The organism is Mannheimia haemolytica (assembly GCA_900638155.1).
In the GTDB taxonomy this organism is placed as follows: domain Bacteria; phylum Pseudomonadota; class Gammaproteobacteria; order Enterobacterales; family Pasteurellaceae; genus Mannheimia; species Mannheimia glucosida.
Map to the genome: position 1 here is coordinate 1,959,843 of LR134495.1, position 18,222 is coordinate 1,978,064.

Consider the following 18,222-nt stretch of genomic DNA (forward strand, 5'->3'; position numbering starts at 1 on the left):
GAAAGTTGATTAAATATAATCAAACTCAAAATTTACATAAAATTTATGAAAGATTTTCATATTTAATCAAAGGAGGGAATTTATAGCAGGAATGGCGAGGGAGAAAATAGATAGGGCGAATAATTATTCACCCCTAGATTGAATAGGAGAAAGCTATTTCTTCTCCGCTTGCTCAGCCGCTCTTTTGCGTCTGATTTCTTTCGGATCAGCAATTAACGGGCGATAGATCTCAATTCTGTCGCCTTCTTCCACCGTTTCATTCAGTTTTGCCGGGCGGCTAAAAATACCGACTTTGTTTTCACGCAAGTCAATTTCGGTATATTTTTCCAACACGCCGGAGAGCAAAATAATAGTTTGAATGGTCGCGTTTTGCGGTACTTGCAGTTTTTTCAGAAAATATTTATCAGGGTAAGCATAAAGCACCTCAACATTAATTTTCTGTTCTTCACTTTTTTGTTCTTCTGGATTTTGACGTTGTTCAGACACCATACACCTCTTTTGCACGTTGTTTGAAAGCATTTACCATTTTTAAAGTTAATTCGTTGAACACCTTGCCGAACACCATTGCTACAATTGGGCTGGAAAATTCAAAATTTAATTGCAGGGCAATTTTGCAACTTTGCTCATCAAAGGGGGTGAATGTCCAAGCTCCGTGTAAATGGCGGAAAGGCCCTTCAATTAATGCCATCTCGATTTTATAGGGCGGCGTCATTTTATTGTGGGTACTGAAAGTTTGGCTAATGCCTAATTTCTGAATGTGTAACTCTGCCTTTAATTCATTTTCGCCGGTGCTAAGGGTTTTGGTACTCACGCAGCCGGATAAAAATTCGGGGTATTTTTCATACTGATTAACAAGTTGATACATTTGCTCGGCACTATAAGGCACGAGGGCAGATTGATTAACGATTGGCATAATGTCTCTTTTGGGAATTAACAAGCGGTCATATTTTAGCGTAAATTTGCAAGCCTATAAAGAAACGCTTTTGATTTGAAGATAGACCTCTTGCTCCGGTTGAATCGCTAATTCATTAAAAGACCAAAGGCTGATCGTACTCCAAATTTGCTGATTTTCGACTTGAATTGCCAGATCAACCCGATCTAAATGCGTTTCTATTTTCCGAACATTGCCTTTTAACACATTACGAATTGAGCTTTGAGTCGGTTTTTGTAAGCTGATTGAAACCTCTTTGCTGGCAATAGTTACCCTTAGCTTCTCGCCTATTTGATGGCGGGGGAGTTGGTTCACCCATAATCGCTGTGCGTTCAAGCTCAAGCCAAGCATATTATAGTGGGGAAGTGTTTCTTCCACCGGTAATTCAAGCAGGCTAATTCGCTGATGATTTGGCTGCCAAGCGGAAAATGCCGAGCTGTGCCAAACCGCTGAAAGGGTATCAAATGCGGTTACTTTGCCGTTTTCCAACAGCACAAGATGATCTGCCAATCGAACTACTTCCTCTAAACTGTGGCTGACATACAGAATCGGTATTTCAAGCCGAGCGGATAATTTATCTAAATAGTCCAGTAGCTCTTGCTTACGAGGGAGATCGAGGGCAGATAATGGTTCGTCCATCAGCAAAATATTCGGTGAGCTTAATAACGCCCGCCCAATCGCCACACGTTGTTTTTCGCCACCGGAAAGGCTTGCCGGATAGCGATTAAGCAAAGGGGCAATGCCTAACAGTTCCACAATTTGCAAAAAATCCGCAGAATCCGACCGCTTGTAGCCATATTTTAAGTTTTTTTCCACCGAATAATGAGGGAAAAGGCGATGCTCTTGAAACACATAGCCAATGTTGCGTTTTTCAGGTGGTAAATTGATGCCGTTTTGGCTGTCAAACAGCACCTGACCGTTTAATTCGATAAAGCCGGCTTGAGCGGTTGAAAGCCCCGCAATTAAATTAATCAGGCTGGATTTACCGGCACCGGAACGCCCGAAAATAGCGGTGATTCCTTTATTCGGCAAATCGAGATTGACATTGAGCGTCAGATTGCCGAGTTGCTGAAGAAGTTTAAGTTTGAGCATAGCGTTTTTGCCTTTCTGCCAGCCATTCCGAACAGAACAGGGCAATGAGTGAAATCAGAATCGCCACCAAGCACAAACGGGCGGCAGCCATTTCGCCATCGGGGGTTTCAATAAAGGTGAAAAGGGCGGCAGGAATGGTTTGGGTTTGGTTGGGAATGTTGGAGACAAAAGTGATGGTTGCCCCAAACTCCCCCAAAGAGCGGGCAAAACCCAGCACGCCACCGGCAATAATGCCAGAAAAAGAGAGCGGTAAAGTGAGAGTGAAAAACACTTTTAACGGTGTTGCCCCAAGCGTTCTGGCGGCTTGCTCCAATTTAGGATCGACGGCTTCAAAAGCTAAACGGATAGAACGCACCATTAGCGGAAACGCCATCACCATCGAGGCAAGCACCGCCCCTTTCCACGAAAAACTCAAGCTGAAATGAAACCATTCCCACAAATATTGCCCGATTACCCCTCGTTTTGCCATCGAAATGAGCAATAAATAGCCAATGACAACCGGTGGTAACACCAGTGGGAGATGCACAATACCATTGAGCAGATTTTTGCCCCAAAACTGTTTGCGGGCAAGCAGCCATGCCACCCACACGGCAAGCGGTAATGCAAGCACTACGGCAATGGAGGCAACTTTTAGGCTGAGAAAAATCGCATTGAGTTCTTGTGGGGTGAAGTCAAACATAACCTATTAATATAAGCTCTCTCCCATTTATGGGAGAGAGTAAGTTTAATTTACAGGATAAAACCCAGCCGCCTCAAATTTCGCTTTTGCTTTCGGGGTTTTGAGGAAATCTAAAAATGTGACGGCATAGGCTTTTTCACTGACTACCGCAGCAGGGTAAATAATTTCGCCATAGCTTTCCGGCGGGAAAACAGCAACCACTTTGACTTTATTCGACACTTTGGCATCGGTGGAATAGACAATCCCAAGCGGAGATTCTCCTCGCTCGACAAAAGAAAGGGCATCTCGAACATTTTTTGCTCTTGCTAAACGAGGTTCAACGCTTTCCCATAATTGGTAATGGCTAAGGGCTTTTTTAGCGTATTTACCCGCAGGAACGTGGTCCGGGTCTCCCACTGATAAATAGCTGTTTGCTAATTCTTTGGCAAAATCGACCGCTTGTATGGCTTTCGGCTCAATATTACTCTCGGTTGGTGCGATTAGCACTAACTCGTTTCGGACTAAATTACGGCGATGCTTTACCTTCTCAGGTTGTTTTTCGGCAACATAATCCATCCACTTTTGGTCGGCGGAAATAAAAATATCTGCCGGTGCATCTTGCTCAATTTGCTTTGCCAATACAGATGATGAGGCGAAGGAGAACGTGATTTTATCCTCCGGATAGGCTTTTTCAAAATCCTGCTGAATATCTTGTAATACATTCGTCATTGAGGCGGCCGCAAACACGGTAATTTCTTGTGAAAAGGCTGTGCCTGATAACGTTAATGCCAATGTAAACGCTAGTTTTTTCAATGCTTTCATCATAATCTCGCAGTTAGTTAAGAACGAAGACCAACTCCTCGTTGAATTAAGGAATAGGCAATCATATACAAGCCGATACACAGTAAAGTAAGCACTGCAAAAGTATAGCCTAACGGCACATCGCTGATACCGAGAAAGCCATATCTTAAGCCGTTAATCATATACACGATCGGGTTGAATTTAGACACCGTTTGCCAAAATTCAGGCAGTAATGAAATGGAGTAAAATACACCACCCAAGTAAGTTAAGGGGGTAAGCACAAAGGTTGGAATCAGTCCCACATCATCAAAGGAACGGGCAAATACCGCATTAATCACGCCACCTAATGCAAAGGCGATAATTGTTAGCAGCAAAGTTAAAACGATAATGGCAACCGAGTGAATCTCAAACGAGACAAACACCATCGCCACGCACATCACCAAAGTAGCAGCTAAACCTGCACGCAAAATACTGCCGGTGACATAACCCCAAATAATATTATGGGTAGAGAGTGGCGAAATCAGCATCTCTTCAAAATCTCGGGTAAATTTACTCAAGAAAAACGAAGAGGCGGTATTCACATAAGAGGCGGTGATGGCGGTCATCATAATTAAGCCGGGTGCAATAAATTGGGTGTAGCCCACGCCATTCATTTCCCCGATTCGCCCACCAATCAGTGTGCCGAAGATTAAAAAATAGAGCGTGGTGGTAATCACCGGTGGCACTAAAGTTTGTCGCCAAATCCGCAAAATGCGGCGGCACTCTTTGTAAGCTAAGGTATAAAATCCGATTAAATTCATTTTACTGAGCCATATTGATAAATAGTTCTTCCAAACGGTTTGATTTGTTTCGCATACTTAGCACCTCAGCCCCTTGGGCGGAAATCTGCGAAAACAGATTGGTTAGCCCTTGCTGACGTTTTACATTCACTTCAAGGGTGTTTTCATCAAGCCATTTATGCGGGTAATTCTGAATCACAAGCGGTTGATTTTGCTCAGAATTTTGCAAATCTAACACAAACACTTCACTTTCTAATTTGGCAAGCAAGGCTTTCATTGAAGTGTTTTCAATCAATTCACCGTGTTGAATAATGCCAATGTGACGGCATAGGGTTTCCGCCTCTTCTAAATAGTGAGTGGTGAGAATAATGGTTGTGCCTTGATTATTCAGATCTCTTAAAAAATCCCAAAGTGAGCGGCGAAGTTCAATATCTACACCGGCAGTCGGTTCGTCTAAGATCAACAATTTCGGGTTGTGCATTAAGGCTCGGGCAATCATCACCCGACGTTTCATTCCACCTGAAAGCTCACGGGTGAGGTGGGTGCGTTTTTCCCATAGGTCGAGCAATTTGAGCCATTTTTCGGCACGTACTAAGGCTTCACTACGAGGAATACCGTAAAACCCGGCTTGTTGCACCAGCACATCAATCACTTTTTCAAACTGATTGAAATTAAACTCTTGTGGCACTAAGCCGATTTGATGCTTTAATTCAACTTTTTGGGTGTCTAAATCGTAGCCAAACACTTTTACGCTGCCGCTGGTTTTATTGACCAACGAGCTGATAATGCCAATGGTGGTAGATTTACCCGCCCCGTTATGCCCAAGCAGGGCATAGAAATCACCTTGTTCCACCACAAGGTTAATACCTTTAACGGCTTTTACACCTGTTGGGTAGGTTTTTACCAAATCAATTAATTCTAATGCTTTCATTTGTTTTACTCAGTTTCCGCCACCGCTCGAATAGTCGATTCATCAATTTGTGCATCAAAAGCGTTGCGAAGTAACATTAATTTTTCATCGTTAAGCAGAGCTGATTTTGCGGCTTCAGTTAATTGCTTGAAAATGGCTCGCCGAATTTCAAGCGGAGTTTGCTGTTCGCTATTATCACCAATGGTTAATTCGTATGAATAGCCTTTTTCGGCAAGCGCAGCTTCTAAATTTTTACGTGATTCCGGATTATCTAAGTGAGCCATATTCGGCTTTAACACCAATGCGAGGTGCTGTTCATTTTGTTCCGCTAAATAGCTATTTAAGGCGATCTGACGGGAAAATCCGCCTAAATTGAGGGAGTTGGCGATGTCACACCATTTATCCTGCTTACAAGATAAATGAATGGTTTTTGCCACTAATTCAGGGGTGCGTTCTTGTAAAATTGCTTGTTTAATATCAGATGGCTTGGCACTGTCTGCTTGATTTTCTAATTCAGGATTAAGCCACGTCCAGCGATAATCTTCATCTTTCACACTTTTAGGGGCGGATTCGGTTTTCTTTGAAACTTGCTGTACGGCTTTATGCTGATTTTCCGCCAAACTGATAAACCGCTCCTGCAATGAAGCGGTCTGATTTGCCGATTTTTTTGCAATAACTTGAGGGGCTTTTAGCTCAGGCTTTTTTTTTTCAGTTTGAGCTAAATTTGCCTGCTGTGCTTGTAGCTTTTTGCGGGCTTCGAGGGCTGCCATTGCCGGTGAAAGTGTAGTTGGAGCAGACGGCGAAATAGCCTTATCTACTGGCTTTGGCGGTTGAGCAACGGTTTCAACCGCTGCGGTAGTATTGGCAACAGTAACCGCTTTTTGCTGATTTTGCTCAAAATTTTCTCTTAGCTGGCTAATTTGATTTTGTGGTTTTGCTGTTGTAACCGCTGGAACTGAATGGTTTAGCTGGGTAACCCTTTCTACCACAACTGTTGCTATTTTTTCCGCCTGTTTAGGGTGGAAAGCCAACGCACGCAAAATAGCCATTTCAACACCGGCACGTTGCTCCGGTGCAAAAGGTAGCTCTTTTTTACTATTGAGGATTAATTGATAGAAAAATTGCACATCTTCCGGCGGAATCTGTTTTGCTAGAAAATGCACTAATGTTTCTTCGGTTGTAGGCGTTTTCACTAATTGCAACATGGCAATTTTGTGTAACACTTCTGCCACATCGCTTAATAATTGTTGCCAATCAACACCTTTCGCGGCAATTTGCTCAATGATCGTCATTGCTTTTTCGCCGTCGGCTTGGGCTATTGCTTGCACTAATTCTAGCGGTTGATTATCGTCAATCAACCCCAGCATTTGGCTGACTACCGCAAGCGTAATATTGGCATTGCTCATTGCAATGGCTTGATCGGTGAGGCTGAGAGAGTCTCGGATACTACCTTGTGCTGCTTTTGCTAACTTTTCTAGTGCCAGAGGCTCAAACGGAATGTCCTCCGCATTTAGGATAAATTCAAGATGACGGGCAATTTGCGATTGTTCTAATGCCCGCAGATGAAATTGCATACAGCGGGAGAGGATCGTAATCGGCAGTTTTTGCGGATCGGTGGTTGCCAGCAAGAATTTGACATATTCAGGCGGCTCTTCAAGGGTTTTCAGTAAGGCGTTGAAACTATGACGAGAGAGCATATGCACCTCGTCAATCAAATAAACCTTAAAACGTCCGACAGTGGGTTTGTATTGAACGTTATCAAGTAGCTCACGAGTGTCTTCCACTTTAGTACGAGAAGCAGCATCAATTTCAATGAGATCGATAAAATGCCCTTCTTCAATCGCTTTACAATTCGCACATTCTCCGCAAGGTTCAGCGGTGATCCCGTTTACACAGTTTAAGCCTTTGGCAAATAAACGGGCAATAGAGGTTTTCCCCACACCACGAGTGCCTGAAAACAGGTAAGCGTGGTGCAGTCGATCTTCTCTTAAACTGTTTTCAAGAGCAGATAAAACGTGTTGCTGACCAACCACTTCCGAGAAGCGTTGCGGTCTCCATTTACGGGCTAAAACTTGATAACTCATTGATTTTCTTTTTAATTGGGAAATGACAAGCGGTCATTTTCCGAAAAATTTTGCAAAATTCTAGCAAAAAATCACCGCTTGTAGGATTAATGCCCCTCAAAACTTACCAGAGTAAAAGAGCGAATCCCTTCTTTTTCTAAACGTTCTTTACCGCCTAACGCAGGTAGCCAAATTACAAAGGCAGCGTGTTCTACTTTACCACCTAAGCGACGAATTAATTTTGCAGTGGCATCAATAGTGCCGCCGGTTGCGAGTAAATCGTCGATGACCAATACATTATCATCAGCACTCACTGCATCTTTATGAATTTCCAGCGTATCTTCACCATATTCAAGGGTGTAAGATTGCGAAATCACTTCACGTGGTAATTTTTTCGGCTTGCGAACCAACACAAACGGCACGCCTAACGCTAATGCAACAGGGGCACCAAAAATAAACCCGCGAGATTCTGTGCCGACAATTTTAGTAATACCTTTGTCTTTAAATTCTGCAACGATGGCATCAATAGTGGCTTGGAATGCAGTTGGCACTTCTAAAAGTGAAGTGATATCACGGAAGATAATCCCTGCTTTCGGGTAATCAGGAATGGATTTGATAGAAGATTTAATTAAATCTAATTGGTTCATTGTTTGACCTATGTATAATAAAAAAATAACTGGAAAACTCTATAGAAAAACAGCAGAAATTTCAAGGAGAAATTGATAACCTTACGTTTGATAGTACAGCTTACTTTTCAGTTTCCTTTTCCCTATATTATCGATAAATATCTTCCCCGTTTCGTCTGGTTTTAAGCAAACGTAAAATCCAAACATACTGCTCGGGGTTTTTCTCCACAAAATATTCAATTACTCGGTTCATTTCTCGGGCGGATTGAATTGGGTCTCCTGAAAATTCAAGCGGTGGCAAAATTTCCATTTCATATTTTGCTTTTTCGGCATTATAAATCGAGAACATCGGGATCACTTCCGCATTCGCTACTCTTGCCATTTTATTTAAGCCGGGCAGAGTCGCTTTTTCGGTGGCAAAAAAGTCGGCATACACACTTAGCTCTTCGCCAAAATCTTCATCGGGCAGAAAATAACCGACATCACCTTTACGCACATCGGCTAAAAACGCCTTGATCCCATTTTGACGAGTATGCATTCGCCCACCTAAACGCTCACGGGTAATATTCCACAGCCAATCCACTAATGCGTTGCGGTGTGGGTTGTACATTGACGTCATCGGATAACCGAGCGAGAACATCGCCACCCCCGCCATATCAATCGACCAAGTATGTGGCACTAACATAATCACGTTTTTACCACTCTCTTTGGCTTTCACCACATTTTCAAAGCCGGTAAATTCACACCGTTTTTGTAAATAAGAGACCGGACGAATTGCCGTTTCGCCAATCGCCAACATCGTTTGTGCCACCGTGATAAACATTTTCTCTACCACCGCTTCACGCTTTTCCTCACTCCAATCAGGAAAGCAGTAACGCAAATTCACTTTAGCACGATGGTAACCTTTTTTATTTTTCTGCTTGAGATAGCGATACGCCATCTTGCCCACAAAAGCGGATAATTTATCCCTAATTCGCACCGGCACATAGGCTAAAATCACTAATCCTAAAACGCCTAACCACACGCCCCAATATTTCGGGTGTAGAAAAGACCATAGGAATTTGTGCGTATAGCCGTCTTGGGCGGTAATTCGTGTCATATTATCTTTTTACTCCATACGCCTCGCACGAGCCGTGCAAGGCTAGATAATCCAAGTCCCTTCGGGACTTTAGAGCCACAAAGTGGCTCGGTTAAATAACCCCATACGGCTCGTATGGGGTAAATCAAGCTATTTTTTATCAATAATATTCTTCACCGCCAATATCACCCCAAGCCCGATAAAAGCTCCCGGGGGTAAAATTGCCAGTAGCAAACCTGAATCAATATGCAATACATTAATGCGTAGGGCTTTTGCCCAATCACCGAAGAGTAGATCTAAGCCTGAAAACAGCGTGCCGTTGCCAATAATTTCACGCAACGCTCCTAGCACCACTAGGCTAAAGGTCATTCCCAGCCCCATTGAAAAGCCGTCAAACGCTGAGAATTTTACCTCATTTTTTGAGGCATAGGCTTCTGCTCGCCCAATGACAATACAGTTGGTTACAATCAGCGGAATAAAAATCCCGAGCGATTGGTAAACAGGGAACGCAAAAGCATTCATTAAAAGCTGTACTGCCGTTACCACCGTTGCAATTACCATCACATAAATCGGAATCCGAATATCGTGTGGGGTGATTTTCCGAAACAGGGAAACCGTGATATTGGTGCAAATTAGCACAAACATTGTTGCCAAACCTAACCCAAGTGCATTGGTTACACTATTTGACACCGCCAGTAGTGGGCAAAGCCCTAATAACTGCACCAAAGCACCATTGTTTTTCCACACGCCGTCAGCGAAAATTGTTTTCCAAACGCTGGATTGTTTCGGGGCAACGTCAATATTCGTCACAGGGATTTGCTGTTCTCTTTCCATTTCTCCCCCTATTTGCACGCTTTAAATTGATTAAACATTGTCGGGTTTTGAGCCAGCTCTGTCACCACCCATTTTGCACTTTGGCGGATATGATTGACCACCGCACGAGGCGTAATAGTTGCACCGGTAAATTGGTCGAACTTGCCGCCATCTTTTTTTACATTCCAATCCGATTCGTTTTCTAAACTAAAAAGTTGATTGGTAAAAGATAAGATCCAATCCGAAACTCGGGTCTCAATTTTATCACCTAGCCCCGGGGTTTCTTTATGCTCAAGGGTGCGAACACCTAAAATGTTGCCGTTCGGCTCAATCCCCATCAATAGCACAATATCGCCGGAATAGCCGTCTGGAGCCGTGCCTTGAACCAGGTAAGCGGTCAGATTTTCCGATTTTTTTGCAACATAAATACGGTTCAAATAAGGGGCATTTTCGAGCTGAACCAGTTTGCAAGTTGCCAACACATCATTATCAAAATGGCTTTTCGGCACAACCTCTTCCAATAATTTGCGTTGTTGCATTGCGGTCACATCATCAATCTTGCCTTTGGTAAGCAGGTACACACCGGTTGAAACGGAGGTGCAAAGCAGGGCAATAAAGCCCAAAATCAAGGCGTAATTTAAGGTAATTTTTGAGGTATTCATTATCTCTTATCCAATTTTGTGCCGTATAATCTCGGCTGCGTATAATGGTCGATTAACGGCACGCAAATATTTGCCAATAACACTGAAAATGCAATAGCATCAGGGTAATTGCCGTAGTAGCGGATTAGATAAACCAATAATCCCACTAAACCACCGAAAATAAGCTTTCCTCTTGGGGTAATGGAGGCTGTTACCGGGTCGGTCGCAATAAAAAATGCCCCAAACATCATCGCACCACTAAAGAAGTGGCTCACAAAATGCAAATGCGATTGTTGGCTAAACAGCTCGGTGAATCCGCTAAAAAAGGCAAAAGTAGCCAGCATTGCTGCCGGAATTTGCCAATGGATAATCCGTTTATAAATCAACACCAAACCGCCGAATAAGAACGCAAGGTTCAGTTGTAGCCAACCGGTAGCAAACAGCCCGTTGAAAATCGGCGTACTCATTACCGCGTCAAAACCTGATTTTGCAAGACTGCTTTTCATACTATCAAGCGGGGTAGCTTGCGCAATGCCATCAACACTATTAACTAGCTGATGAATACTAAAACCATCGCTAGTTACCCCGTAAAAAATCAACGAAATCGCATCACGAAATGTCGGTGGTTCACTTAATAACTCAATCGGCACTATCCACGCCGTCATTTGCACCGGGAAAGAAACCAACAACAACGCATAGCCAACCATTGCCGGGTTAAATAAATTCTGCCCCAAACCACCATAACTGTGTTTTGCCAATAATAACGCCACGATTACGCCAATCAGCATCAGCCAATAAGGAGCATAAGGCGGAATCGACATCGCCAAAATCAAGGCAGTTAAAATGCCCGACAAGTCTGCCAAATAGAAAGCGGTCGTTTTTTTGCGTAATTTTGCAATACCGATTTCAATCACAATCGCAAGGCTGATAGCGAGTAAAGTTTGAATCAGCACACCATAGCCGAAATAATAAAGTTGAACCCCAAAAGCAGGTAACATCATCGCAATCACCCACAACATAAAATTCGCAGTGAGATTGCTCGAATGAGTGTGGGGGGAACTTACCATTTTAAACATCTATAAAACCTTTCTAGTAAAAAATTGCAAAAAAATGACCGCTTGTTAAAGCTTCGGCAAATTCAAATTAAAGCGTATTGCCAGCAGGCGGATAATAATTACGGTGAACACGGTGGCAAGGTAAACCCAATCGCTTTCGAGCCCAACTGAGTTTGCAGCCACAAAAATCACACCGCCGATAAGGCTGGCGGTCACATACACCTCTTTTTGCAAAATGATCGGCACTTCGTTGCGTAAAATATCACGAATCAAACCACCAAAACAGCCGGTCACACCGCCCAGAGCCACGCAGATCAGTGGGTGCAAGCCGAAATCCAAGCCTTTTTGCACGCCAATCACGGTAAATACGCCAAGCCCGATTGCATCAAACACCAACAAGCCGGTTTGCCAACTTTTGCGGGAAATTTGGTTGCGGAAAATAGCGGTAATCACCACCGCAAAGGTAATCATCAGCACATAGATCGGTTGTTTCATCCAAAATACGGGCGTGGAACCAATCATCATATCCCGTAGCGTACCGCCCCCGACCCCGGTCACAAACGCTAAAATAAACATACCGAAAATGTCCATTTTGTGCTGGCGGGCAGCAATTGCCCCCGAAATCGCAAACACGATAGTGCCGATCAAGTCCTGAATAAACAGGAAAGACCACGGCAATGCCGGAATTAGCTCGCTAAACATTGTTGCTTTTCTCCTGCTGAGCGGTTTTTTTCTCTTTAGCTCTAGCGATGGCGGCTGCAACAGCGGCTTTGCGTGGGTCTTCGCTTTCCGTTTTCGGCGAATGGTTATTCACCCCTACGTTGTCATTGCCTGAATTTGCAAAATTTTCTGATTTTTCGACCGCTTGCTGTGCCTGTTTTTTGGCTTTGGCTCGGGCGAGAGCGGCTGCAACGGCAGCTTTGCGTGGGTCTTCCTGTTCGGTATTGCCCCCTGCATTATCTGAATTTGCAGAATTTTCTGTTTTTTCTACCGCTTGTGCCTGTTTTTTCGCTTTGGCTCGGGCGAGGGCGGCTGCAACGGCTGCTTTGCGTGGGTCTTCTGCTGTAGAATTGCTATTCGCCGCTACATTGTCTGAATTTGCAGAATTTTCTGCATTTTCGACCGCTTGTTCTGCCTGTTTGGCAAGCCGTCTGGCTCGGCGTTGTGCCATTAATTCACTATTATCCGGCTCTCCGTTAGCTTTTGCTTGGGTCGGCACGGTTTGAGGGGCTTGCTCTGTGTTTTGGTCTTCTGCTTTTTTCGCTTTCAGGCGTTCAAGGGCAGCTTTGACAGGGTCAACACCTCCGGCATTTGCCACTTCTGCACGGCGTTTCTCCGCCGCTTGGCTAATACGGGCTGTTCTAGCATCTCGTTCTTTTTGTAAACGGGCTTCTCTCGCCTCGAAACGGATTTTTGCCTCTTCAGCTTTGCGGGCTTTTTCCTCAATTTCCTCGATTTTTGCTTTTTCTTGGCGGAAATATTGGATTAACGGAATATAGCTTGGGCAGACGTAAGCACAAACGCCACACTCAATGCAGGCATCTAAATGGTATTCTTTGGATTTATCGTGATCTTCTGCACGGGCAAACCAATAAAGTTGCTGTGGCAATAACCCCACCGGGCAAGCATCGGAACAGCTCGAACAGCGGATACAACTACGCTCCGGTTCAGGTGGTGCATATTCAAAATGATCAGGGGCAATCAAGCAGTTCGCAGTTTTGGTAATCGGGGCTTGCAATGCCGGCAGAATAAAGCCCATCATCGGTCCGCCTAAAAACACCGGAAAGCGTTTATCGGCTTGATAATCTACCTGCTCCAGCAAGTGCTGAATTGGCGTGCCTAATCTTGCCCACACGTTCCCCTTGTTGCGAATTTTATCGCCTGTCAGCGTCACAACCCGTTCAATCAAAGGTTCATCATCAATAACTGCCCGTTTTACCGCAAACGCCGTGCCGACATTGTGCATCACAATGCCCATTTCAATGGTGCGTTTGCCAGCCGGAATCTCAAGTCCGGTCAACACTTGAATCAGCTGATCAGAAGCTCCGGAGGGATATTTAGTCGGGATCGCCCGCACAAACATATCGTTCGAGCCTTTTAAAGCGGTTTCTAAGGCTTGAATAGCGTGTGGTTTGTTATCTTCAATCGCAATCACCACTTCTTCCGGGCGAAGCACATAACGCAGAATGCGAATGCCTTCGATCAGATCTGCAGTGAAATCTTGCATTAGGCGATCATCACAGGTGATATAAGGCTCACACTCTGCCCCGTTAATCACCAGTAATTTACAGCGTTTATCCGCCAAGCTTAATTTGGTCGCAGTTGGGAACACCGCTCCGCCCAAGCCGGCAATGCCGTATTGGTAAACTTTTTGGATAATTTGATCGCTTGTTAGGCTTAAGAAATCTTCAATCGGCTGGCGTTCCACCCACTCATCTTTGCCATCGGTTTCAATGATCACCGTCATTTCCGGCAAACCGGAGGCGTGCGCAGAAACATAAGGCTCGATCCCAATTACCTGCCCTGAAGTCGGGCTATGCACCGGTAATTGGCGGAAGTGATCGCCTTTAGTAAGCGGTTGCCCTTTCAGCACCACATCGCCCACTTTGACTAATAATTCCCCTGCCCAGCCGGAATGTTGAACCAGTGGCACATAGAAAAATTTCGGTAAATTTAAGGTGCGAATCGGCTTGTTGTTCGATTGGGATTTGTTTTCCATCGGGTGAATACCACCCGGGAAATCCCATAATTTTCCGGTTTCTTTATTTTGGCGGATTCGCTCAATCACTAAATTAGGATTGCTCATTTTTGCCTCCGCCTGTGACTAATTTTTTCTGCAATTCCGTGGTATTCACAATCGGAATAATTAAATCTTGGTCGAATTTCCAGTTCCAAGATTGGGTTGTCGGTTTAATTGGTCGCATTTCAATGCAGTTGGTCGGGCAAGGGGCGACACAGAGTTCACAGCCGGTGCAAAGATCCGGAATAATGGTGTGCATTGCTTTATTCGTGCCGATAATCGCATCAACCGGGCAAGCCTGAATGCACTTAGTACAACCAATGCAGAGATCTTCAATCACAAAAGCCACTTTCACCTCAGGCTCTGCCATTCCTTCCATCGGCGGCACTTCTACTCCTAGAAGTTCAGCAAGATTAACCACCAAAGGTTGCCCACCCGGCACACATTTTGTGATGACATCGCCGTTCGCAATGGCTTCGGCATAAGGCTTACAGCCCGGGTAGCCACATTGACCGCATTGGCTTTGTGGTAAGAGAGCATCAATTTGCTCGACAATCGGGTCAGATTCAACTTTCAGTTTAATCGAGGAATAGCCCAAAACCGCCCCGAAAATCAGTGCGATCACAGCAATAGCGATAAGAATATAAGTGATAATTGGCAAATCAAGCATTAGAGTTTCACCAATCCTGTAAAGCCCATAAAGGCAAGCGACATCAAGCCTGCGGTAATCAGTGCAATTGATGCCCCTTGGAACGGACGAGGCACATCAGCAGCAGCCAAACGCTCACGCAGAGCCGCAAATAAAACTAACACCAGCGAGAAACCGGCAGCAGCTCCAAAACCATAAAGAACAGATTCCACCAAATTATTGGCTAAATTCACATTTAATAATGCCACCCCCAATACAGCACAGTTGGTGGTAATCAGCGGTAAATAGATCCCAAGCAAGCGATAAAGTGTCGGGCTGGTTTTATGCACGATCATTTCCGTTAATTGCACGATCACTGCAATCACTAAAATAAACACCAAGGTCCGCAAAAATTGGGCGTTTAACGGTTCAAGCAGATAGGTTTCCATCAAGTAAGCAGAGAGCGAGGCAACCGTCAGCACAAAGGTTGTCGCCAACCCCATACCAATGGCAGTTTCCACCTTTTTCGACACTCCCATAAACGGACAAAGCCCTAGAAATTTTACTAGAACAAAGTTGTTGATAAGAGCGGTACTGATGATTAACAGAATATAATCGACCATAAATTCCACAAAATTTAAACAACAAGCGGTCAAAAATCGCCAAAAATTTGCAAATTGTTCTGCAAAAACGACCGCTTGTCAGAATATAAAAATCCAAAATAGCGGTATATTATCCTCTGTTTTGGCGTTCTTCACAATAAAAAATCAAGGCGTCTCAACCAGAGCCAAAACCACCCTATATTTTGGCTGTAAATTCAAGTAAAATAAGGCGAATTTTTTTGTGAGGAATACAACCAATGTCAACTCAATTTGTATATACGATGCACCGTGTCGGCAAAGTCGTGCCGCCGAAGCGTCACATTCTGAAAGATATTTCCCTGAGCTTTTTCCCGGGGGCAAAAATCGGGGTTCTCGGCTTAAACGGGGCGGGTAAATCAACGCTTTTACGCATTATGGCAGGCGTAGATAAAGAGTTCGAGGGTGAGGCTCGTCCACAACCGGGCATTAAAATCGGCTATCTACCACAAGAACCGAAACTTGACCCACAGCAAACCGTGCGTGAAGCGGTGGAAGAGGCAGTAGCGGAAGTGAAAAATGCCTTAACCCAGCTTGATGAAGTCTATGCGATGTATGCCGATGAGAATGCCGATTTCGACAAATTAGCGGCAAAACAGGCAGAATTAGAGGCGATTATTCAAGCCCACGATGGTCATAACCTGCAAAACCAGTTAGAGCGTGCTGCCGATGCGTTACGTCTGCCGGATTGGGATGCAAAAATCGAGCATTTATCAGGGGGCGAACGCCGCCGTGTGGCACTTTGCCGTCTATTGCTGGAAAAACCGGATATGTTACTGTTAGACGAACCAACCAACCACTTAGATGCGGAATCTGTGGCGTGGTTGGAGCGTTTCCTCCACGACTACGAAGGCACTGTAGTGGCAATTACCCACGACCGTTACTTCTTAGACAACGTTGCCGGCTGGATCTTGGAACTTGACCGTGGTGAAGGTATTCCTTGGGAAGGCAACTACTCTTCTTGGTTGGAACAGAAAGAAAAACGCTTGGCACAAGAGCAAGCGGCGGAATCGGCTCGTCAAAAATCGATTGAGAAAGAGTTGGAATGGGTACGCCAAAATCCAAAAGGTCGCCAAGCGAAAAGTAAGGCTCGTATGGCACGCTTTGAAGAGCTTAACTCAGGCGAATATCAAAAACGTAACGAGACTAACGAACTCTTTATTCCACCGGGTCCACGCCTAGGTGATAAAGTGATCGAGGTGCAAAACCTGACTAAATCTTACGGCGATCGCACCTTAATTGATGACTTATCATTCAGCATTCCGAAAGGAGCGATTGTGGGGATTATCGGCCCGAACGGTGCGGGTAAATCTACTCTGTTCCGTATGCTTTCAGGGCAAGAACAGCCGGACAGCGGTTCGGTAACAATGGGCGAAACGGTGGTGCTTGCAAGTGTAGATCAGTTCCGTGATGCGATGGACGATAAAAAAACTGTGTGGGAAGAAGTCTCAAACGGGCAGGATATTCTCAACATCGGTAATTTTGAAATCCCAAGCCGTGCTTATGTAGGGCGTTTCAACTTCAAAGGCGTAGATCAGCAAAAACGTGTTGGCGAGCTTTCAGGTGGTGAACGTGGTCGTTTACACTTAGCCAAACTTTTACAACGTGGCGGTAACGTGCTGTTACTGGACGAGCCGACCAACGACTTAGACGTGGAAACCCTGCGTGCCTTGGAAAATGCGATCTTAGAATTCCCAGGCTGTGCAATGGTCATTTCGCACGACCGCTGGTTCTTAGACCGTATCGCCACCCATATTTTAGACTACGGCGATGAAGGCAAAGTGACGTTCTACGAGGGCAACTTCTCCGATTATGAAGAGTGGAAGAAGAAAACTTTCGGTGAAGCCGCTACCCAACCGCACAGAGTGAAATATAAACGAATTGCGAAGTAACAATGTAGGGGCGAAATATGTTTCGCCCCTAATCAAATGCAGAATTAAGGGATAAAAATATTTCACTCCTACAATTTTAAATTGAATATGACAGAAGAAAAAATTATCCGCCAAGTAGTGCTGGATACTGAAACCACAGGAATGAATATGGCAGGTGGCCCGCCACAGATTGGGCATAATATTATTGAGATCGGTGCGGTTGAAGTCATTAACCGCCGTTTAACCGGCAGAACTTATCACGTTTATATCAAGCCACCGCGTGAGGTGGATGAAGAGGCGATTGCAGTTCACGGCATCACCAATGAATTTTTGCAAGATAAACCTGTTTTTGCTGAAATTGCCGAGGAGTTTTTGGATTTCATCAAAGGTGCGGAATTAATTATTCATAATGCCCCCTTCGATGTGGCGTTTATGGATCAAGAATTTTCTTATCTGCCTAATCCACCGGCAAAAACCGCAGAAATGTGTACCGTAACCGATAGCCTGCAAATGGCACGAAGAATGTACCCCGGCAAACGGAATAATTTAGATGCACTTTGCGACAGGCTCGGCATTGATAATAGCAAGCGTGTGCTACATGGAGCTTTACTGGATGCGGAGATCTTAGCCGATGTATTCCTAATGATGACCGGCGGTCAGATTTCATTATTAGGCGAAGAAGAAACTGAAGTAGTAAGTGAAGTTGTTGATATTGAAGAAGAATTTTCTGCGATTGTGTTAAATGCCGATGAGGCAATTATTCTTAAAGCAAACGATGAAGAGGAAGAGTCGCATTTAGCACTTCTGAAACTGATTGAGAAAAAATCCAAAGGAAATTGCCTATGGACAAAAGCATTAACCGACACAGCAGAAATATCTCACTGATTCTAACCAATAA

19 protein-coding genes are annotated in these 18,222 nt (G+C 44.5%); 2 read left to right on the top strand and 17 right to left on the bottom strand.

Annotated features, from left to right (window positions below):
• Positions 1 to 153 precede the first annotated feature (153 nt).
• The 17 genes from EL242_RS09605 to rsxA form a co-directional block, all read right to left on the bottom strand.
• Positions 154 to 489: an RnfH family protein gene (locus tag EL242_RS09605; protein WP_006249096.1), complete on the bottom strand. Its 336-nt coding sequence runs from the start codon at positions 487 to 489 to the stop codon at positions 154 to 156.
• The gene (locus EL242_RS09610) at positions 479 to 913 is read right to left on the bottom strand and encodes a type II toxin-antitoxin system RatA family toxin (RefSeq protein WP_006249095.1); all 435 of its coding nucleotides are present in this window, start codon (positions 911 to 913) and stop codon (positions 479 to 481) included. Before EL242_RS09610 ends, EL242_RS09605 begins: the two co-directional genes overlap by 11 nt.
• A 54-nt stretch (positions 914 to 967) precedes the next feature.
• Positions 968 to 2,023 (bottom strand): molybdenum ABC transporter ATP-binding protein ModC, encoded by a 1,056-nt coding sequence (gene modC / locus EL242_RS09615; RefSeq protein WP_006249094.1) that lies wholly within the window; start codon positions 2,021 to 2,023, stop codon positions 968 to 970.
• A complete protein-coding gene (modB, locus tag EL242_RS09620; protein WP_126302409.1) occupies positions 2,010 to 2,702 on the bottom strand; it encodes a molybdate ABC transporter permease subunit in 693 nt (230 codons plus the stop codon). The genes modC and modB overlap by 14 nt, the downstream gene beginning before the upstream one ends.
• Positions 2,703 to 2,747: 45 nt before the next feature.
• Complete coding sequence (gene modA / locus EL242_RS09625; RefSeq protein WP_126302749.1) at positions 2,748 to 3,503, bottom strand: molybdate ABC transporter substrate-binding protein; 756 nt, start codon at positions 3,501 to 3,503, stop codon at positions 2,748 to 2,750.
• A 17-nt stretch (positions 3,504 to 3,520) separates the two neighbouring features.
• Positions 3,521 to 4,282 carry an ABC transporter permease gene (locus EL242_RS09630; RefSeq protein ID WP_126302410.1) on the bottom strand — a complete coding sequence of 254 codons (762 nt, stop codon included), beginning with the start codon at positions 4,280 to 4,282 and terminating at the stop codon, positions 3,521 to 3,523.
• A gap of 1 nt (position 4,283) precedes the next feature.
• Complete coding sequence (locus tag EL242_RS09635) at positions 4,284 to 5,192, bottom strand: ABC transporter ATP-binding protein (RefSeq protein WP_006249090.1); 909 nt, start codon at positions 5,190 to 5,192, stop codon at positions 4,284 to 4,286.
• Positions 5,193 to 5,197: 5 nt separating this feature from the next.
• Complete coding sequence (gene dnaX / locus EL242_RS09640) at positions 5,198 to 7,255, bottom strand: DNA polymerase III subunit gamma/tau (RefSeq protein ID WP_126302411.1); 2,058 nt, start codon at positions 7,253 to 7,255, stop codon at positions 5,198 to 5,200.
• 86 nt (positions 7,256 to 7,341) lie between these two features.
• Complete coding sequence (gene apt, locus EL242_RS09645) at positions 7,342 to 7,881, bottom strand: adenine phosphoribosyltransferase (protein ID WP_021280312.1); 540 nt, start codon at positions 7,879 to 7,881, stop codon at positions 7,342 to 7,344.
• Between the two features lie 127 nt (positions 7,882 to 8,008).
• A complete protein-coding gene (gene lpxM / locus EL242_RS09650) occupies positions 8,009 to 8,959 on the bottom strand; it encodes a lauroyl-Kdo(2)-lipid IV(A) myristoyltransferase (protein WP_126302412.1) in 951 nt (316 codons plus the stop codon).
• A 129-nt stretch (positions 8,960 to 9,088) separates the two neighbouring features.
• Positions 9,089 to 9,772: an electron transport complex subunit E gene (locus EL242_RS09655; protein WP_126302413.1), complete on the bottom strand. Its 684-nt coding sequence runs from the start codon at positions 9,770 to 9,772 to the stop codon at positions 9,089 to 9,091.
• 8 nt (positions 9,773 to 9,780) lie between these two features.
• A complete protein-coding gene (gene rsxG, locus EL242_RS09660; protein WP_126302414.1) occupies positions 9,781 to 10,413 on the bottom strand; it encodes an electron transport complex subunit RsxG in 633 nt (210 codons plus the stop codon).
• Positions 10,413 to 11,468 carry an electron transport complex subunit RsxD gene (gene rsxD, locus EL242_RS09665; protein WP_126302415.1) on the bottom strand — a complete coding sequence of 352 codons (1,056 nt, stop codon included), beginning with the start codon at positions 11,466 to 11,468 and terminating at the stop codon, positions 10,413 to 10,415. The genes rsxG and rsxD overlap by 1 nt, the downstream gene beginning before the upstream one ends.
• Before the next feature lie 45 nt (positions 11,469 to 11,513).
• Entirely contained in the window at positions 11,514 to 12,149 is a 636-nt protein-coding gene (locus tag EL242_RS09670; protein WP_126302416.1) for a trimeric intracellular cation channel family protein, read from the bottom strand.
• Positions 12,142 to 14,253: an electron transport complex subunit RsxC gene (gene rsxC, locus EL242_RS09675; protein WP_126302417.1), complete on the bottom strand. Its 2,112-nt coding sequence runs from the start codon at positions 14,251 to 14,253 to the stop codon at positions 12,142 to 12,144. Before rsxC ends, EL242_RS09670 begins: the two co-directional genes overlap by 8 nt.
• Positions 14,240 to 14,857: an electron transport complex subunit RsxB gene (gene rsxB / locus EL242_RS09680; protein ID WP_126302418.1), complete on the bottom strand. Its 618-nt coding sequence runs from the start codon at positions 14,855 to 14,857 to the stop codon at positions 14,240 to 14,242. Before rsxB ends, rsxC begins: the two co-directional genes overlap by 14 nt.
• Complete coding sequence (gene rsxA / locus EL242_RS09685) at positions 14,857 to 15,438, bottom strand: electron transport complex subunit RsxA (RefSeq protein WP_126302419.1); 582 nt, start codon at positions 15,436 to 15,438, stop codon at positions 14,857 to 14,859. Before rsxA ends, rsxB begins: the two co-directional genes overlap by 1 nt.
• Before the next feature lie 236 nt (positions 15,439 to 15,674).
• Here rsxA and ettA point away from each other — a divergent pair, with 236 nt between their 5' ends.
• Positions 15,675 to 17,345: an energy-dependent translational throttle protein EttA gene (ettA, locus tag EL242_RS09690; protein ID WP_126302420.1), complete on the top strand. Its 1,671-nt coding sequence runs from the start codon at positions 15,675 to 15,677 to the stop codon at positions 17,343 to 17,345.
• Positions 17,346 to 17,432: 87 nt separating this feature from the next.
• Positions 17,433 to 18,209 carry a DNA polymerase III subunit epsilon gene (gene dnaQ, locus EL242_RS09695; RefSeq protein WP_126302421.1) on the top strand — a complete coding sequence of 259 codons (777 nt, stop codon included), beginning with the start codon at positions 17,433 to 17,435 and terminating at the stop codon, positions 18,207 to 18,209.
• Positions 18,210 to 18,222: the final 13 nt, after the last annotated feature.

What these genes read in the sequence shown, in the direction of transcription:
- EL242_RS09605 (WP_006249096.1), bottom strand. Translation starts at nt 489, where the DNA reads ATGGTGTCTGAACAACGTCAAAATCCAGAAGAACAAAAAAGTGAAGAA.
- EL242_RS09610 (WP_006249095.1), bottom strand. Translation starts at nt 913, where the DNA reads ATGCCAATCGTTAATCAATCTGCCCTCGTGCCTTATAGTGCCGAGCAA.
- modC (WP_006249094.1), bottom strand. Translation starts at nt 2,023, where the DNA reads ATGCTCAAACTTAAACTTCTTCAGCAACTCGGCAATCTGACGCTCAAT.
- modB (WP_126302409.1), bottom strand. Translation starts at nt 2,702, where the DNA reads ATGTTTGACTTCACCCCACAAGAACTCAATGCGATTTTTCTCAGCCTA.
- modA (WP_126302749.1), bottom strand. Translation starts at nt 3,503, where the DNA reads ATGAAAGCATTGAAAAAACTAGCGTTTACATTGGCATTAACGTTATCA.
- EL242_RS09630 (WP_126302410.1), bottom strand. Translation starts at nt 4,282, where the DNA reads ATGAATTTAATCGGATTTTATACCTTAGCTTACAAAGAGTGCCGCCGC.
- EL242_RS09635 (WP_006249090.1), bottom strand. Translation starts at nt 5,192, where the DNA reads ATGAAAGCATTAGAATTAATTGATTTGGTAAAAACCTACCCAACAGGT.
- dnaX (WP_126302411.1), bottom strand. Translation starts at nt 7,255, where the DNA reads ATGAGTTATCAAGTTTTAGCCCGTAAATGGAGACCGCAACGCTTCTCG.
- apt (WP_021280312.1), bottom strand. Translation starts at nt 7,881, where the DNA reads ATGAACCAATTAGATTTAATTAAATCTTCTATCAAATCCATTCCTGAT.
- lpxM (WP_126302412.1), bottom strand. Translation starts at nt 8,959, where the DNA reads ATGACACGAATTACCGCCCAAGACGGCTATACGCACAAATTCCTATGG.
- EL242_RS09655 (WP_126302413.1), bottom strand. Translation starts at nt 9,772, where the DNA reads ATGGAAAGAGAACAGCAAATCCCTGTGACGAATATTGACGTTGCCCCG.
- rsxG (WP_126302414.1), bottom strand. Translation starts at nt 10,413, where the DNA reads ATGAATACCTCAAAAATTACCTTAAATTACGCCTTGATTTTGGGCTTT.
- rsxD (WP_126302415.1), bottom strand. Translation starts at nt 11,468, where the DNA reads ATGTTTAAAATGGTAAGTTCCCCCCACACTCATTCGAGCAATCTCACT.
- EL242_RS09670 (WP_126302416.1), bottom strand. Translation starts at nt 12,149, where the DNA reads ATGTTTAGCGAGCTAATTCCGGCATTGCCGTGGTCTTTCCTGTTTATT.
- rsxC (WP_126302417.1), bottom strand. Translation starts at nt 14,253, where the DNA reads ATGAGCAATCCTAATTTAGTGATTGAGCGAATCCGCCAAAATAAAGAA.
- rsxB (WP_126302418.1), bottom strand. Translation starts at nt 14,857, where the DNA reads ATGCTTGATTTGCCAATTATCACTTATATTCTTATCGCTATTGCTGTG.
- rsxA (WP_126302419.1), bottom strand. Translation starts at nt 15,438, where the DNA reads ATGGTCGATTATATTCTGTTAATCATCAGTACCGCTCTTATCAACAAC.
- ettA (WP_126302420.1), top strand. Translation starts at nt 15,675, where the DNA reads ATGTCAACTCAATTTGTATATACGATGCACCGTGTCGGCAAAGTCGTG.
- dnaQ (WP_126302421.1), top strand. Translation starts at nt 17,433, where the DNA reads ATGACAGAAGAAAAAATTATCCGCCAAGTAGTGCTGGATACTGAAACC.